This is a genomic window from Filimonas zeae, from assembly GCF_014641615.1.
Classification (GTDB): Bacteria; Bacteroidota; Bacteroidia; order Chitinophagales; family Chitinophagaceae; genus Filimonas; species Filimonas zeae.
This window is the reverse complement of sequence record NZ_BMIB01000002.1, coordinates 896186-911276: the sequence shown is the minus strand read 5'-3', so window position 1 is coordinate 911276 and position 15091 is coordinate 896186. Positions and strand designations below refer to the sequence as shown.

Annotated in this window: 17 protein-coding genes; 4 read left to right on the top strand and 13 right to left on the bottom strand. The window is 44.2% G+C overall.

The features are described 5' to 3' along the window. Positions 1-13: 13 nt before the first annotated feature. The 6 genes from IEY13_RS10390 to IEY13_RS10365 form a co-directional block, all read right to left on the bottom strand. Positions 14-1018: a purple acid phosphatase family protein gene (locus tag IEY13_RS10390; RefSeq protein WP_188951911.1), complete on the bottom strand. Its 1005-nt coding sequence runs from the start codon at positions 1016-1018 to the stop codon at positions 14-16. Positions 1019-1166: 148 nt separating this feature from the next. Next, positions 1167-2696: a RagB/SusD family nutrient uptake outer membrane protein gene (locus IEY13_RS10385; RefSeq protein WP_188951910.1), complete on the bottom strand. Its 1530-nt coding sequence runs from the start codon at positions 2694-2696 to the stop codon at positions 1167-1169. 34 nt (positions 2697-2730) lie between these two features. Beyond that, the gene (locus tag IEY13_RS10380) at positions 2731-5736 is read right to left on the bottom strand and encodes a SusC/RagA family TonB-linked outer membrane protein (RefSeq protein ID WP_188951909.1); all 3006 of its coding nucleotides are present in this window, start codon (positions 5734-5736) and stop codon (positions 2731-2733) included. Positions 5737-5821: 85 nt separating this feature from the next. Further along, positions 5822-6856, bottom strand: coding sequence for a FecR family protein (locus tag IEY13_RS10375; protein ID WP_188951908.1), 1035 nt, complete (start codon positions 6854-6856; stop codon positions 5822-5824). 84 nt (positions 6857-6940) lie between these two features. After that, entirely contained in the window at positions 6941-7486 is a 546-nt protein-coding gene (locus IEY13_RS10370) for an RNA polymerase sigma factor (RefSeq protein WP_188951907.1), read from the bottom strand. 154 nt (positions 7487-7640) lie between these two features. Next, positions 7641-8378, bottom strand: a complete 738-nt coding sequence (locus IEY13_RS10365; RefSeq protein ID WP_188951906.1) for an SGNH/GDSL hydrolase family protein — start codon at positions 8376-8378, stop codon at positions 7641-7643. 120 nt (positions 8379-8498) lie between these two features. Here IEY13_RS10365 and IEY13_RS10360 point away from each other — a divergent pair, with 120 nt between their 5' ends. Continuing rightward, positions 8499-8864 carry a hypothetical protein gene (locus tag IEY13_RS10360; protein ID WP_188951905.1) on the top strand — a complete coding sequence of 122 codons (366 nt, stop codon included), beginning with the start codon at positions 8499-8501 and terminating at the stop codon, positions 8862-8864. After that, a complete protein-coding gene (locus tag IEY13_RS30130; protein ID WP_229687811.1) occupies positions 8864-9637 on the top strand; it encodes a bacteriocin immunity protein in 774 nt (257 codons plus the stop codon). Before IEY13_RS10360 ends, IEY13_RS30130 begins: the two co-directional genes overlap by 1 nt. Before the next feature lie 353 nt (positions 9638-9990). On the opposite strand, the gene IEY13_RS10350 is transcribed toward IEY13_RS30130, so the two are convergent. Then, complete coding sequence (locus tag IEY13_RS10350; RefSeq protein WP_188951904.1) at positions 9991-10335, bottom strand: hypothetical protein; 345 nt, start codon at positions 10333-10335, stop codon at positions 9991-9993. A 337-nt stretch (positions 10336-10672) separates the two neighbouring features. On the opposite strand from IEY13_RS10350, the gene rbp (IEY13_RS10345) reads away from it, so the two are divergent. Together rbp (IEY13_RS10345) and IEY13_RS10340 are read left to right on the top strand one after the other, a co-directional pair. Continuing rightward, the gene (rbp, locus tag IEY13_RS10345) at positions 10673-10981 is read left to right on the top strand and encodes an RNA-binding regulator (protein WP_188951903.1); all 309 of its coding nucleotides are present in this window, start codon (positions 10673-10675) and stop codon (positions 10979-10981) included. 111 nt (positions 10982-11092) lie between these two features. Then, complete coding sequence (locus tag IEY13_RS10340; protein WP_188951902.1) at positions 11093-11572, top strand: cold-shock protein; 480 nt, start codon at positions 11093-11095, stop codon at positions 11570-11572. On the opposite strand, the gene IEY13_RS10335 is transcribed toward IEY13_RS10340, so the two are convergent. The 6 genes from IEY13_RS10335 to IEY13_RS10310 all read right to left on the bottom strand — a co-directional run bounded on the left by IEY13_RS10335 (position 11573) and on the right by IEY13_RS10310 (position 14826). Then, positions 11573-12640 carry a 3-oxoacyl-ACP synthase III family protein gene (locus IEY13_RS10335; RefSeq protein ID WP_188951901.1) on the bottom strand — a complete coding sequence of 356 codons (1068 nt, stop codon included), beginning with the start codon at positions 12638-12640 and terminating at the stop codon, positions 11573-11575. It abuts the gene before it with no gap. An 84-nt stretch (positions 12641-12724) separates the two neighbouring features. Beyond that, complete coding sequence (locus IEY13_RS10330) at positions 12725-13000, bottom strand: RNA recognition motif domain-containing protein (RefSeq protein ID WP_188951900.1); 276 nt, start codon at positions 12998-13000, stop codon at positions 12725-12727. Between the two features lie 278 nt (positions 13001-13278). Further along, positions 13279-13581, bottom strand: a complete 303-nt coding sequence (locus tag IEY13_RS10325) for a hypothetical protein (protein WP_188951899.1) — start codon at positions 13579-13581, stop codon at positions 13279-13281. Positions 13582-13603: 22 nt separating this feature from the next. Then, positions 13604-13879, bottom strand: coding sequence for a hypothetical protein (locus IEY13_RS10320; RefSeq protein ID WP_188951898.1), 276 nt, complete (start codon positions 13877-13879; stop codon positions 13604-13606). 53 nt (positions 13880-13932) lie between these two features. Then, a complete protein-coding gene (rbp, locus tag IEY13_RS10315; protein WP_188951897.1) occupies positions 13933-14211 on the bottom strand; it encodes an RNA-binding regulator in 279 nt (92 codons plus the stop codon). A gap of 261 nt (positions 14212-14472) precedes the next feature. Further along, positions 14473-14826 (bottom strand): hypothetical protein, encoded by a 354-nt coding sequence (locus IEY13_RS10310; protein WP_188951896.1) that lies wholly within the window; start codon positions 14824-14826, stop codon positions 14473-14475. Positions 14827-15091: the final 265 nt, after the last annotated feature.

Below are 15091 nucleotides of genomic sequence, written 5' to 3'. Positions count from 1 at the left end.
CCTTTTACAATTGCTATCTGGTTACAGTAGTCTCATAAATAATCTTTCCTTCATGGCTGATGGTTTTTACGTTTATGGCTTCTCCGTTTACTGAGAAGTACATAAAACCATACTCAGCAGCCTGGAATTTGCTGTAGGGTATATCGCTTTTAACCGGTGTTACTTCCGATCCTGCGCCTGAAATAAAATGATGCGTGTAAGTGCCGGTTTTCAGGTGTTGCAGCGAGTGGTCGTGACCAGCCAGATAAATATCTACCTTGTTTTGTTCCAGCGTTTGCTCCAGCACTTTTCTTATTGCCAGTGTATCATAATTGGTAGTACGCGGCCCGGCGGTATACATGGGGTGGTGGCCCACTACTATTTTCCATTTAACATCGGCGCTTGCATTCTGTAGCGTCTGGTTAATCCAGTCCAGCTGTTTTTCCGGCTGCTGACCAGCTACATGTGGGCCGTATTCGGCATTGCTGTAAAACTCCGGAATCATCGGGTTGGTATCAATAAACAGGAATAACACTTTTCCTTTGCCGGTACCCAGCGATACTTCTTTGGAGTAGTATCTGGCAGGCATTTTCCAGCGGCGGCTTATTTTGCTGTAACGTACCTGCGCATCGGGATCTGACTTGTAATCGTGATTGCCCAGAATGGGGTACCAATCCCACTGTAGCGAAAAATCGGTATACACATTTTCAAAAGAGTAATGCCACAGCGGATCATGCTCGCTGGCAATACCGCTGGGGTAAAAGTTATCGCCTACGGAGATAATAAAGTTGTTGGGATGGTCAGTAGCCCATTTTCCCATTTGTTTGGCTACATGCACCTGGTGGTCTGCGCCGTTACGGCCCCAGTCGCCAATTGCCAGAAAATGCAGGGGATAGTCGTCATTCAATGCGGCACGGGGTGCAATGTCTTCACTTTGCAGAAACGTAACGCCGGATGCTGCAAAAGCTTGCAGCGGCGCAAGCAGTGTAGTGCCTAAGGCTGTGAGTGCTGTGTTTCTGAAAAAATCTCTTCTTTTCATACCTGTAATGTTATTGTAATGTATTGGCCACTGTAGTCATATGGCAGCAGCTGTTTTCAAGTGGCCGGCAATGTAATAAAAAATGGTTCATGGATACGTCCATGAACCATTTTAACAGCTTTGTGGAGGAAGCTTTTATAAGTTCAGGCTATTTGTAACCATCGTTCTGTATCAGGTGCGGGTAAATGGCCCTTTCCTGTGAAGGGATCGGGAACAGGCGAAGATTTGGGCTCTCGTTACCTGCTTTAAAGCCCCATTTACCTTCGTACTTACCAAAACGAATCAGATCGTTACGGCGCCAGCCTTCCCAGGCCAGTTCACGGCCACGCTCATTCAACAGTTCATCCAGTGTAATGCTGCTTACTACAGGTGCGTTCACTCTTCTGCGGATTCTGTTTACCATTTCCACTGCCGTTGAAGCATCTCCACCATTTCTCAGAATGGCTTCTGCCTGCATCAGGTACACATCACCCAGGCGTAAAACCGGCATGTCGTTATTGGCAAAGCGGTCAATGGTATTAGGGTCAGGGTAATACTTTACAGATCTGGCACCATAGGAAATACCATTTTTCTCAGGCCCTACGTCCATTCTCTCGGCGTTAACCAGTTGAATGTTCGGTTCAATTACCAGTTGCACGCCACCGCCGTTAGAATTGATGATGGGGGTGGTTTTGTCAAACAGGTATTGTGGCCCGCTTAACCAGGTAGTGTCGCGTGCATCACCGGCAAGGTTAAACAGGTTAAAAAATTCCAGCGTAGTACACATAGCGTTACTGGGCGCGAAAACCAGATTGTATTTACGCTGCAGGTTACCATGCAGGCCAAAACGCATCAGGTGGTTGCCTTTGCCTTTATCCGCATCAAAAATAGCTGCGAAAATGGTTTCGGTGTTGGCGCCGTTTTTAGGCGAAAACAGGCTCATATAATCTCCCACCAGGGTAAGGCCTGATTCTGCCATGATCTTGTTGCCGTACGTGATGGCATCATTGTATCTTTTGGTACCGGTATAGGTTTCCCAGTTCAGATACAGCTTTTGCAACAGGGCATAAGCCATCCATCTGGTAGGGCGGCCGTAGTACTTTATATCTACGGTTGAAGGGGTAGCCAGATTAGGAATAGCAGCCAGCAGTTCTTTCTCAATATGTGCACAAACCTCAGCACGTTTGTACTGTTTAGGCAGCTCCGTGGTACTGGTGGTAGTAATAGGAATATTGCCATACATATCCATCATATAGAAATAGTACAGCGCACGCATTGTTTTTATTTCTGCTACAAACAGTTTGTTGATGGTAGTGTCAGCAGCGCCTTCCAGAATAGGTATAATTCTGTTACAATCAGAAATGCCGCTAAAGCCCCATGTCCACTGTGACAGTACATCGTCTTCCGTCCAGGTGTGTTTGTGCCATTTAATGTAAACAGCATTATCGTAATACCCCTGGTCGCGGGTAGGTATCATGGCTTCTTCGGTGGTAAATTCGTTGGCTCTGAACATGTCTGTAGCATAACCAGAGGTAGCAAAGCGCTGGTATACAGGCCCTGTTACCGAAATATACTGATCCACCGTTTTAGGAAAGCTGCTCGCAGCCAGTTGCGATTCAACGGGTACGTCCAGCTTGGTGCAACTTGTGCCTGCTATTAAGGCCGCTGCTGCTATGGCGATATTTATTCTTTTAGTCATCTTGCTTTTTATTTTATTCGGTTGCAACAGAGTATTAGAAGGTTACATTTAAACCTGCAATGAATGAGCGGGTTTTAGGATAGAAGTTGCGGTTGTCTATACCTGGTGTTTGACCAGACATGTTGATTTCCGGATCTATACCAGTGTATTTGGTAATTACAAACAGGTTGTTGGCTGCTACATAAAAACGCAGGTGGTAATTCTGTTTTGTGTTAAGGCTATAACCCAGTGTGACATTGTCCAGGCGCAGGTAAGAACCGCTTTCTATGTACTTGTCAGAAATAAAATGTTCCTGACTGTCATCCATAGATACATCCAGTGCGTCTTTCAGAATGTTGGTTTGGTTTGCCAGCGAAACCGCACGCATATCTGCACGGGTTGCGTTCAGAATTTTGTTACCCATTACACCACGTACAAACACATTTAAATCAAACTGGCCATAACGGAAAGTGTTGTTCCAGCCATACAGTAATTTAGGTTGTGCAGAACCGTTTACAAAAAAGGATGCGTTTGTATTGTTGCCGGTAGCTGCTGCTCCTTTGGTATCGTAGAACATAGTTTTGCCGGTAGCATCTTTACCCGCATAGCGTAATGTGTAGAAAGAGCCTAATGGTAATCCTTCTTTAATTACCTGGTAACCTAATACACCACTCTGGCTGCGGCCGCTTACGTTTCCGGCGGTATAGAAGATATCCCTTTTGAACAATTCGTTAGAGATAGATTCGATTTTGTTTACGTTGTGTGCCAGGTTTACGGCGGTAGTCCAGCTGAATTTACCGGTTTTAACAGGTGTAGAGTTAAGGCTTAGTTCAATACCCTTGTTACTCATTTTGCCTACGTTGGCAGTAAGGGTGGTAAAGCTGGATACCAGCGGCGAAACGGTGTAATCGCCAATCAGATCAGATGTGCGCTTGTCGTATACGTCAATTGAACCATTCAGTTTGTTGTTAAATATGCTGAAGTCAATACCTACGTTTACAGTAGAGGTGCGTTCCCATTTAAGCGCCGGGTTGTCAGCCTGTAATGGGCCCATTGAAGTGATGTAGCCGTTATTATACCAGAAGTAAGTATTGCTGGAGCCCAGAATTGCCTGGGAAGAATAGGCATTAAAGCCGGTTGAGTTACCGGAAACACCATAGCCGGCACGTAGTTTCAGCGCATTGATGAAATGTACATTGCTCATGAATGCTTCGCGGTTGATGTTCCAGCCGGCAGAAACGGCAGGAAAATATCCCCAGCGGTTATTGGCGCCGAATGCAGAAGAACCATCGCGGCGCAGAGATGCCTGAAACAGGTATTTGCCGTTGAAGTCGTAGCTGGCACGGCCATAAAATGAAACCAGACGAAGTGTAGAGAGGTAGTTGTAACCATAGTTACGAACGCCGCCGGCACCCAGTCCCAGATTATTCCATAATAACTCGTCGGATACGAAGTTGTAGTTAGAGGATTTGAAGCCATCACCTTCCCGGTCTTCCTGCCAGGAATAACCTGCCAGTAATTTAATGTTGTGCTTTCCAAATGAGGTAGCGTAGTTGGCGTACGATTCCCATATTTTTCTGGTATTGCTAACAGCAGTTCTTTCTGCGAAACCTTTATCCGTTACAGTAGGCAGCAGCATGGAAGTGCTTTTATAATACAGGTTGGTATCCAGCTGTTGCTTCTGCATAGAGATAGAAGTGGTAAAATCCAGACCAGGCAGAATGTTCCAGTTTACTACGCCATTTACCAGAAACAGGTTTATTTTGTTCTGTATGGTATTGTTGTACAATAGTGCCACAGGGTTATAATAACCGCCTGTACCTACGGTTCTGCTTCTATCTTCGGTATAGCTGCCATCAGGCTGCATTACACTTACAGTAGGCAGGTAAGTCATCATGTTGTTATATACCTGTGCCGGAACCTGGTTGCCATTAGTAATGCTGTTGGTAACATTCAGGTTTATTTTCAGACGATCTTCAAACGCGCGGTGTTCCAGATTGGCACGTACCACAAAACGATTCATGGAAGATGTTTTGATGATACCTTCGTTGTTGAGATAGTTTACACTTACACCGTAAGCGGAGTGCTGGTTGCTTCCGTTGAAGGATAGGTTGTGGTTGTGTGAAACGCCTGTGCGGGTTACTTCTTTCTGCCAGTCTGTATTGCTTACGCCATCATCATTAACCGGAATAAGCGTTCTGCCATTAGCTTTTATATAGGCCCTCAGTTCATTGGCATCAGCCATTTTCAGGGTATTGGATATCTGCTCAATAGCGCCGTAAGTGCTGTAAGACAGGTGCGACTGGCCTTTGCGTACTTTGCGCGTAGTAACAATGATAACACCGTTGGCTGCGCGGGCGCCGTAAATGGAAGTAGATGCCGCATCTTTCAGTACGTCCATGCTTTCAATATCGTCTGGTGCAACTATATTAATGTTTGCACCGGGTACACCATCTATTACATAAAAAGGTTCGTACGCAGAAGTATTAGCGCGAAAGCTGGAAGGGCCACGCAGTATTACGGAAGGGTTTTCGTTTGGGTTGCCGCTGCGGGTAACGTTTAAACCTGCCACTTTACCTTGCAATAACTGCATGGGCGAGCTGAATACCCCCTGGTTAAAATCTTCTCTTTTTAACGAGGTTACCGCACCGGTAACTTCGTTGCGGCTTCTGGTGCCATAACCTACTACCACCACTTCATTCAGTTGACTGTTGGCTTCTGCAAGTTTAACTGCTACAGATACCAGTTCACCTTCTTTGATGCTGTAGTTGGGCATGGTTTGTTTTACATAACCCACATGCGAAACTTCAATACTGTAGCCGTTGCCCACAGGTACCTGTGTAAAGCGGAACAGACCGCCGGAATCGGTACGGGTGCTTTGGTTAAAGCGGGCAGTTGCGTTGTTCAGTACAACGGTGGCACCGGCCACTGCTTCGCCTTTCTCATTGCGGATAAGGCCTTTTACATTGCCGGTTTGGGCAAAGGCACTCAGTTGCAGCAATACGAGCAGGCTGAAAAATGCAGCCGTTCGTAATAAAATTTGCTTTCCTGTTGATCTCATTTTGGTGGATGTTTAAAAAGTTATGGCAATAAGCAGCCTTCCGGTGCTTTGTGCCGGGTTTACCTTGCTTTGTATGTGTTAGGAATTACTTTGTTATGCTATAACCGTTTGCTGTTTTTTCCAGTTTCAGGTCGTTGATTAATGTTACGGTAGTCAGTATATCGTCTATTTTATCAGCTGCTGTATAGCTGCCGGAAAATTTCATTTTGTTCAGCTGTGTTTCCTCAAATTCAATGGTAACATGAAAATGATTTTCCAATGCATGCAGTACTTCCGGTAAAGGGCGCTGGTTAAATGCCAGTGCGTTTACCATTGCCGGGGCCGCTGTTTTGCCGGCAGCGGTTGGTTTTGTGGTTTTATCTGATACACTGGCCAGTTGTGCCTGTTTATCAAACACCAGTTCCTGCCCCGGTGTAAGGTATACCGGTTTAAAAGCAGTTACTGTCGGCTGTGTGGTATCTTTTTGTACCACTACTTTACCGGTAATCAGTTTTACCTGTATGTTGTTATGGGCTTTGCGGCATTCTATCCAGAAAGAGGTACCCAACGCGGTAGTGGTTAAACCACCTGTTGCCACGGTAAAGGGGCGGCCTTTTTCCTGCGCCACTTTAAACAAAGCCTTGCCTTCCAGCTTTATAAAACGTTGTTTAGTACCAAAGCGGGTGGGGTATTCCAATGTGCTGTTGGCACTAAGGATTATTTCTGAACCATCTTCCAATGTAAACAGCTTATCCAGCTTGCCGGTATTGGTAATACTTGCCATAAGCAGGGTATCGGCAACCGGTTGTACAGCGGCGGTTGATTTGCTGTTCTGTTTACCAATAAACCACATCATGCTGCCGGCCACCAGTGTAAATACAGCTGCTGCTGCGGCGTATGAATACCATTTGCGTTGTATGCGCGAAACAATAGCAGCCTCACCTTTTATCTGCTTCCATAGCTGTTTACCTGTAACCTCCGGCAGGGTATAGGGGGTGCTGTATTGTTTCCATTCAGCTTCTCCTATGTACTTTTCCAGTTCTTCCGGGTGGGCTTCAAAGTAAGCACTTATACGCTCTGCTTCTTCTCTGCTACATTCATTGTTTAAAAAACGTGTAACCACTTCCGCGTTTAACTTCATTTTCCAGTATTCTACACACTATTCGTTTGAAAAGGAAAACACCCCAGTGGTTAACAATTTGGTAACAGGGAAGTCTTTAGGGTGCTAGTGAAAGAAGATAATGAACAGTGGAGCAACTACTTTGCGCAGCCGACTGAGGGTGCGTGAAATATGGTATTCCACGGTTTTGGGCGAGATGGATAATTCTTTGGCTATTTCGTTATAGGTAAGCCCGTATTCGCGGCTGAGGCGGAATACCTGTTTGCCTACTTCTGGCATATTGCTTACTATTTTGTCTATTTCCTGCAGGGTTTCGCGGGCGTGGTATTGTTGCAGGGGGGAAGTGTGTGTATCAGGCTCAGGAGCATTCTCTGTCAGTTTGCGTTCATTGGCCAGTTTGCGCAGCTGATCAATCATTAAGGAGCGGGCTATGCGGAACAACTGCACATCGGCTTCCACCTCTTCCGACAGGTTTTCGCGTGATACCCAGCATTTTACAAAAGTTTGCTGCAGAATTTCCTGCGCCCAGTATTCAGACTTCATTTTGCCCAGCAGCCAGAAGTACAGTTTATCCTTATACTGCGTGTATGCAGCTTCAAAAGCTTTTTCGCTACCTTGTTTTATATCCAGTACAGTATACAACGTAAACAAGCTTATTGGTTGCAGCAAAAGTATAACAGGAAAAGCTTGCGGTGTATTAAGGTAATATTATCAATAGAGTGGGTGTTCCGGCTCCTGGGGCAGGGTGGGCGTCATTGCTACAGGAATAGGGTTGAAACAGGCGCAAGTTTAGAAAAATAAGCCTTTATAATATAGCGCGCATCATAGGAGCCAGTGCCTCTGCCCATTTACGGTATTCCTTTCCGGAAGGGTGCAGGCCATCATCTGCCACCAGTGTGTTGTTGGTAGCAGCTTCCCGGGTGGATGGCGTTATATCCAGCCAGTTGCAGTGGTATGTAGCGGTTATTTCGCGGTTTATAGCGTTAAACCAGTTGATTTCTTTTGCGGTTTGTTGTGGTTGGTAGCTTTGGCCAAACGGGGTTACGCTATAGTCGGGTATGCTGAGTACAAAAACATGCAGGGGGCGGTTGCCTGCCAGTAAAATGCTTTTTTGCAGCAGCTGTGTAAACCGCAAACGATACCCGGCGGTATCCAGATGCTGAAACTGATCGTTTACGCCTATCAGCAGACTTACCATATCGTACGGGCCTTTGGGGTTTTGGTTCTGTATGGCTGTTAGTAGGTTGGCGGTTGTCCAGCCGGTAGTTGCTATGTATTCCGGAGGGGTAACCAGGGTTTTTCCGCTGTTTAGTATCGCTGCTGTCTGGGCAGGAAAACGCAGGGACGGGTCTACAGATTGCCCGATGGTGTACGAGTCGCCCAGAGCCAGATAGGTTTTGCTGCGTATAGTGGTATCGTTGCCGGATGAAGCATTGGCAAGGGAGGATGCAGGCGTGTTACTGGCAGGCCCTTTACTACAGCCGGCAAATGGGTAGCATAAAATGCCGGCTAGCATACAGATGAATGATGCTGATACTTTCATATTGGATATACGCAAAATATTTATGTCAGGTTCATTGCTTTCGGTGGTTTCCTGTCTGCACGGCTGGTTTGCAGGCCCATACGGCTGTTTTTTCGTATTTTACAGCTACAACTCTGAATTATGAAAGCATTATTACTTGCAACGGGTTTGCTCTCTGCGTGCGCAGGTTTATCACAAAACGCTACTGTGCCATTGGCAGATACAAAAGACAGTAGTGAAGTAAAAACTATCATTTATTCTCCTGCAAGGCCGTATAGTATTCGTAATAACAAAAATTTTGGTGGTGGCATGCCTAACGCCATAACAGTAACTCCGCTGCTTACGCAAAAGGTGGGTAACAACCTGCGTGGCTTTGATCTTTATCAGCTACAGCAGGATGGTATGATTTGCCTGGTGCCAGATTCTACTAATACCTCTCATATGCCCGTTGTGGGGTTTCAACAACGCGCGCGAAAAGAAGCTCCTGAGGTTAAGATTACTCATTAATGGAAAAGAGTTCCCTGGAGTTGCTTGTCTCCCGGCTTGCAGCTATATACATAAATGATAATGCCGGTTTCGCGTCTGCGGTAAGAGAACAGCGTGGCCATATCGGAATCGATGATCTCCGGCATTTATGTGACATATTGAAGAACGGTATTCCGGTACATCCGAATGTTGACAACAGTTTATTAGGATTGTCTGGCTGGATAAGTGTTTGTCTGGATGTTGTATTTGAACTTATTTATCTGCTGGATGAAAAGGCGCTTGCTGTTCTTGAGTCCTTTGCATTTGGTGAATATGACTGGACGCAATCCAGGGCGTTGATTGGTCTTTGCCACTTGTATCTGGCTGGTAAATTACACAAGGATAAAATTGAACTGATTGCTGTCAGACTGGAAGAAATGAGATTTGAAACACACCTGTATTTTGTGGAGGAGTTGCTGAGCCGTAGAGAGCAGGATGCCAGATACGATCAGTTTTTTCATCTGTTTAATAAAAGCGATCTTTTTCAGGAAGCGCTTACGGAAATAATCCCATCTCCCCCGTTAACCCGCGTGGAACTGATTGTATTGGGCGAAAGAATTATAGCCGCCAATGAAAGCCCGGAAAAGCTTCAGAAATTAATGGAGTTGTTTGATAGTAATGTGCCTTATCCGCAGGGAAGCAGCTTGTTCTATTATCCGGAAGATGCTGATGGTGCCGGAGACTATTCGCAATACAATCCCCCGGTGGAAGAGGTGGTAGATAAATGTCTTGCTTATAAAGTCCGGGTTATTTAGTAAGTGCTTTAATGCGTTGTATTAAGTTGTTTTATGTTTTCTGTGGCATTTTTTGCTGTGTGTAGTATCGTTAGACATTAGAAGTTGCAGCCATATTATCACCATTATGAAACCCCATGCAAGTAATAGAAGCGGTAGGGAATCATGGGTTCTTTTGCCTGCCGGCTCATCCTGTGGAATAAATATGATACTGTTGGTGCTGTACGGAAGCATTTTATGTTCAATCGCTTTGAGAAATCCGCTTATCCTGGAAGGGGCTGTTTCCCGTTTCAGGTACTGGAACGAAATAACGTTTTCCGGAACTGGCTGTTGAAGATGTAGTCGCAACTTGTCTGCCGGAGACTGGTTACTGCTTAATAATACTTCGGCAAATGTATATAATTCTTCACCCGCAGTCTCTCCGGCAGCATCCAGCGCAGGTATACAATCCAGGTAATGGAAGCGATAGCAGCAGTGCCGGATAATACCTGCACCAGTAACGAATACGTGCGCCAGTACCATTTCACCATATCCAGATCTGTTTCGGAGCTGTGTAAAACGCTGGTGATGGTTTGGGCAGTTAAATTGTTGCAGATAAATGCAAACAGAGATAAGGTTAAGGTGATTACGCAAAAGCGGTACAGATCTTTCAGGCTTTTCTTTCTGGGTAATAAACCGGAGGTTACTTTTAAATTCGGATAGGATACGGAACTGTTCATGCTGCTCGGATTCGGATTCACTAATTGTTACAGCAAATAAAGTACAGGGCAACGGAAAATGTTAAAGTTCAGATGGGGCTTTAAGTAAGCTTTAACCGGCTTATGGGGGGACAAGAGCGTTTTTGATTGTATTTTAATGACTTATAAGGTGGCTTTAAGGAGTTTACGCGGCGGACAGTACCTGTAAACAACTATTAAACGAATGTTTGGTTTTTAAAGCGTATATTTGCATTGTAATATTTTTTGAGCCTCGCATCGACATCATCTTTAGTCTTCTAATAGTTGCACATAGCTGGTCAATCATTGCTTTACTCAGTGTATTTATTTAATTTATAGTATGAAAATTTATGTTTCAAATCTGGACTACAGTGTTCAGAGTGAAGATCTGCAAGACGCTTTTTCCGCTTTTGGCACCGTAACTTCTGCCAATGTAATTAACGACCGTGAAACAGGCCGTTCCAGAGGATTTGGCTTTGTGGAAATGGAAAATGCTGATGAAGCCAATGCAGCTATTAACAACCTGAACGGAAGCGACCTGAATGGCAGACAGCTGAGAGTAGCTGAAGCACAGGATAAGCCTAAAACCGGTAACGGTGGTGGTTTTAAAAGCAATAATGGTTACTCCCGTAATAACAACAGGTGGTAATTGTTGAATAAAAAACCTGATTCTGAATGGTGCTGTTGCAGCATCATTCAGAACCGGGATTTTAAAAGGGTGGAAACAGGCTGAGGCCTATTTAAAAATTAAATCTTAACTATGGCGAGATCGCAAGAGACATTTACAAAGAGAGAAAGAGAAAAACAGCGGCTGAAAAAGGCGCAGGATAAGAAAGAGAAAATGATGGAGCGGAAGGAAGGGAAGGAGAAAGGTAAAAGCCTGGAAGACATGATGGCTTATGTGGATGAAAATGGTAACCTTACTGACAGACCCGTTGACCCCAGAAAAAAACACACATTCCGCCAGGAAGACATGGTAATTGGGGTGCCTAAAATGGAAGATATGCCTGCTGATCTGCAGCGTAACGGCGTAATATCTTTCTTCAATTACGAAAAAGGTTTTGGATTTATTACCGATCTGGTTACACAGGAGCGCGTGTTTGTGCACACTTCCGAATTATCATTCCCTGTAAAAGAAAACGACAAGGTTTTCTATACAAGAGAAAAGGGACCTAAAGGCCCCGTTGCTACCAATATTGTTTCGGGCAAATCTTCGCCCCCTGTTCAGGAGCCTGTTTAATCAGGCTACATACCTGTAACAAACTGCATTTATATTCATTCCGGCCCCTACAGAAGCAAATAGTATTATATCTCCGTTTGCCAGCGAATGTTGCTTATAATGGCCATGCATTACCATATTGTACAATGTAGGTATGGTGGCTACCGAGCTATTGCCCAGATCGTGGATATTCATGGGCATTACATCCGCGGGCGCGTGTTGATTGTATAGTTTATAAAATGCTTCCAGTATGGCTTCGTCCATCTTTTCATTCGCCTGGTGAATGAATATCTTTTTTATGTCGGAAACAGGAATGCCTGCTTTATCCACGCAGGCTTTCATGGCTTCCGGCACATGCTTCAGCGCATATTCATATACTTTTCTTCCTTTCATTTTTAACAGCAGTGTTTCTGCGCATGCGGTGGGGTGGTTACCTGGTGTCATATTCAGGTAATTCACTTCTTCCTGGCAATGGCTCATGGCATTACTGGCCAGTATGCCACCTGTTGTTTCTTTGTATTCCAGTACTACGGCACCTGCACCGTCACTAAAAATCATACTGTCTCTGTCAAACGGATCGTACACACGGGATAGGGTTTCGGCCCCCACAATTAACGCACTGCGTGCCATTCCTGCTTTAAAAAAGGCATCTGCCTGCATTACTGCCATCAGCCATCCGGGGCATCCAAATAAAACATCAAAGGCAACACACGCAGGGTTTTTTATACCCAATGTATACTTAACCCGGCTTGCCAGTGCAGGAACGGTATCTGTATAATGCTGCCCATGGCTGATGTCTCCAAAATTATGGGCCACGATAATCAGGTCAATAGTTTCTTTATCTATTTTACTGTCTGCAATGGCGCGTTCAGCGGCAACAGCCGCCAGATCGGAGGTTTTCATTTCTTCCCTGGCATACCTTCTTTCCTTAATTCCGGTAATAGCTTCAAACTTCTTAATAATAATCTGTTGGTCCTGCTTAATCGGAAGTTTGTCTTCTGAAAAGAAGTACTGGCTTAAAAAGTCGCTGTTGGTTATAACTCTTTCAGGAATAAAGCTGCCGCTTCCTGTAATAATGGTATTGGTCATAATACTACTTAATTGCCTTGGTTGGGGGTAAGGCAGGGGGATAAGTTGGGGTATGTTAACTGCTACAGATTGAACCAGGTACACCTACCACGTTCTTCTGACACGGCGTACAGGCGCTTCAACGGGTTTGTTTCTGTTTAAAATCATTGGCCGCCCAGACAACGTAAGCCCGTTTAAAGCAGCAATTGCTTTCTCGGCCTGTTCCTGCTCGGGCATTTCAATCATTGCAGAGCTTTTGCTTTGATTGGCAAGTTTGTCGGTTACCATGTTTATAGAATTAACTTTTCCGTATTGGGAGAAGTGGCTTAAAAGGTCTTCGGAGTCTACGCCGAAGCTAAGGTTAGATACATAAATATTCATCTCATGTTAATTTAATTGAGAAAAAAGGCAGATCTGAGAAAAAGCAGGAGGTAAGGAAGATCAACGGATCAGGCGAAATCGTTCAATACAAGATGCTGACATACTCAAATTATATCTTATTAAAGATAAGGGATTTATTAAATACATCGCTTGAAGAAAATTCGTTTTTTGTTGTTTTGAAGTTAAAATGCGTTGTCGTTTTCAAGGGGATATCATTAACAGAACGAAATCTGTCTGGCAATGCCGCAAGTGCCGGGGTGTAAGTAAAGCAGATGTGCTCAGATGAGGCGATACTTCACCTTAAATTCGTTCAGATATCTGTTTATATGAATAGTTAATGCTTTCTGAAGCAAATGAATGTCCTGAGCGTTTTTATGCTGTTCTATCAGGGTCAGTGCTTCTGTTTCCAGGTTTATTCTCAGTAAATCCCAGTACATAGCATGCATTTGCAGGTATTCCGTTTCATGTTGCCAGTGGCTAAAGCCTGCTGAGGCTTTCTCAAGCCGGTCACATACACTAAAGTAGTGTCGTTGGGCTAATGTGTTAAATTCAATATTTATTAGTTCAATATCCTTTTTCATATGTACCGTTTTGCTAAGGGTATTATTCTAATACCAGTGCTTCCAGTCCGGTTGTTTTTCCATAAAAATGAAAGGTGCAGCCATCTGAGTGCCCGCATTCAATCCGCAAATCTCTTTCTAAAAACACACAGGTGGGTATGTTAATATAGTTGCGCCCGTTTTCTTCGTATAGTGCAAACGGCATTAAAGCGCACCGGTCTATAATCAGAGCATTGTTTTTAAAACGGAACTTTTTTCTTCCATCTCTTTCGTAAAAGCTTCTGCTGTAAAGCAGTTCATATATATCGGCTACATTCATTCATAGCTGTTTAAAAATAAAAGGAAGCCTTGTAAAAGCTTCCTTTTATATAACTAGTAAAAAGTTCTATCGCGTTTTGCCGGGCGTTCTTCCCGGGGTCTGGCTTCATTTACTGTAATGTTACGGCCGTATAAACTAATGCCATTCAGTTCTGTAACCGCTTGCTGCGCTTCTTCCTGCTGCGGCATTTCCACAAAGGCAAAGCCTCTGCTCTGTCCGGTAAATTTGTCTGTAACAATGTTAACGGATGCTACACTTCCGTATTTGGAGAAATGACTTTTCAGTTCTTCGGTGTTTACACCAAAGCCTAAATTAGATACATAGATATTCATCCTGTAAATATTAAAATGAGAAAAAGTATCTGAGAAAAAGCAGGAGGTAAAGAAGGACGACAAGATTAGCGGTAATCGTTCACTACAAGATGCTGATATACTCAAATGATATCCTGATGAAGGTAGGTGAATTGTTGGATAAGTAAAGATTTATTTTCAACAGCGTAAACCAGGTCGAGGCTGCCTGAATCGGAGATAGGGGGTACAGGAGTCTTTGGGAAGGTATGGAAAGGCTCCTGTAAGTTTTTGCCCGGAAGCTTCTTAGTAGTGTTTAGGCAGATACATAAAATGCTTAACCCGCAACTTTTCCGGCAGCATCCAGCGAAGGTATATCACCCATGTTGCTGAAACAATACCAGCTGTACCCGCTAGTATTTTTATGGCACCGGCGTAAGCATGTCTGTACCATTTAAGGTCATCTATATTGGTAATGTTGCCATGTACTATACGGGTAATGAGCTTAGCTATTGTTTCATCGAAAGCAAAAGCAAGTGCTGAGAAGAATAATGAGATGACGCAAAACCGATACAATTCTTTCAGGCTTTTTTTTCTGGCAACGAGGCTGGTAGCTATACTTAAGTGCGGATAGGATACGCTACGTTTTTTTCGTTTCATAATGTTCAGGATATGGATGTTTCGAATTCTTAAAGCAAATAAAGTATACTCCTGCTTATATTGTTTGCACGCGGCACCACCTTTAAGCCAGCTTTAACGGGTATTGGGGGCAACCCCTGTGTTTTTTAATAAATTTTAATTTTGAGTAAGGCGACTTTAAGTCTGCCTGGTGACCTATAATCGTTACCACTAACGTTAGAATATTCTGTAAAAAAAACAGGGCGCCAATGGCGCCCTGCTGCATAATGGTACTCCTTACTCCCGT